Source organism: Dryocola clanedunensis (genome assembly GCF_038405435.1).
Classification (GTDB): Bacteria; Pseudomonadota; Gammaproteobacteria; order Enterobacterales; family Enterobacteriaceae; genus Dryocola; species Dryocola clanedunensis_A.
This window is the reverse complement of the sequence record NZ_JBBYHZ010000040.1, coordinates 1-1,106: the sequence shown is the minus strand read 5'-3', so window position 1 is coordinate 1,106 and position 1,106 is coordinate 1. Positions and strand designations below refer to the sequence as shown.

The window sequence follows — 1,106 nt, the reverse complement described above, 5'->3', positions numbered from 1 at the left end:
TATCTATCCAAAGAGAAGGCGCGACAAGAAGCAGAACTTGCAAAAGCCAAGGCACAGATTGAGTCCGTTAATCGTGAGATTGCAGACACCAAAAACAAACTGAGCCTGTATCGCGATCAGCTTAAGCAGGTGAAAGCCTTTGCTGATCACATTGACGAGCAAGACTTGAACCATTTCGTCGATGTAATGACCGGGCAACTCAATTATGCCGTACCGGCTGATTATCGTATTCCAAAGATAGAGCGCTTCTCTGAGTACATGTCTGTTATCGAAAACTCCTACGGCAATAAGAGATATGAGGGCCTTAAGATGATGTCGGTTCTTGGTAATTCTGATGGAAAAATCGGTCTTCGAGTAAACCGATGGGGTGATGGAAGTGGCGGCTATTCAGATGTCACATTCTTCAAGACATACGAAGAGGCGCAAGAATTTGTTAAATCTTGCGCGATGAAGCTTCTGGAAAGCGGTTCGTTACGAGTTGAAGAATTACAGCAGCTAAAGAAAATGAGCATTGAGTTCAGCGATGAAGAGATGCTTCTTATCCGCCAAAGCATGCATTCCAGTTATGACAAATCAATCGAAAGTCTAGCCTCACAATTCAACAAGTCGAAAGAAAAACTTGAGGCTGACAAGGCCTACATAGACCAACAGCTAAACGTCATCTAAGCCACCTTCGGGTGGTTTTTTATTGCGCCCATTCCTGAGCGCTATCCGCTGATGAATGAACACAACCCCAACAGAAGGAATTTCCCATGATGCAACTAAGCCTCGCGGGAAGCGGCGTCATGTCCGCTTTCTACCCCGCTGAATCCGAATTATCCAAACGTGTACGCCGCCTGATTCGTGCGGCTCGCAAATCACTGGAGGCACTATGTACAACACCCAAACAGTAATTCGCCAGTGCATAACACCTGGCATGCTTGTCATGCACCAGGGTAAGCCGTGGCGAGCTGCAGTTAACAAAAACGGCAAGCTTCACATTCACCGTCCATTCGAAGCTAAGCAGCTGAAAGACCTGACGGTTGAAATCGTCCTGGACTACAGAAATCAGCCAGAGGTGATGTTGTGAGCCAGCAGCCAGCACCAAAAATGCCAGAGCCTGAGTT

The 1,106-nt window shown here is 46.9% G+C and carries 3 protein-coding genes; all 3 read left to right on the top strand.

Translation table 11 applies throughout. The features are described 5' to 3' along the window. The coding region (locus AAE045_RS23195) for a hypothetical protein (RefSeq protein ID WP_455549680.1) at window positions 1-666 on the top strand (666 nt) is incomplete at its 5' end. Window positions 667-752: 86 nt separating this feature from the next. Further along, window positions 753-893 (top strand): hypothetical protein, encoded by a 141-nt coding sequence (locus tag AAE045_RS23190; protein ID WP_455549679.1) that lies wholly within the window; start codon window positions 753-755, stop codon window positions 891-893. Further along, window positions 872-1,069, top strand: coding sequence for a hypothetical protein (locus AAE045_RS23185; RefSeq protein WP_455549678.1), 198 nt, complete (start codon window positions 872-874; stop codon window positions 1,067-1,069). Before AAE045_RS23190 ends, AAE045_RS23185 begins: the two co-directional genes overlap by 22 nt. The last annotated feature ends 37 nt before the right edge of the window (window positions 1,070-1,106 follow it).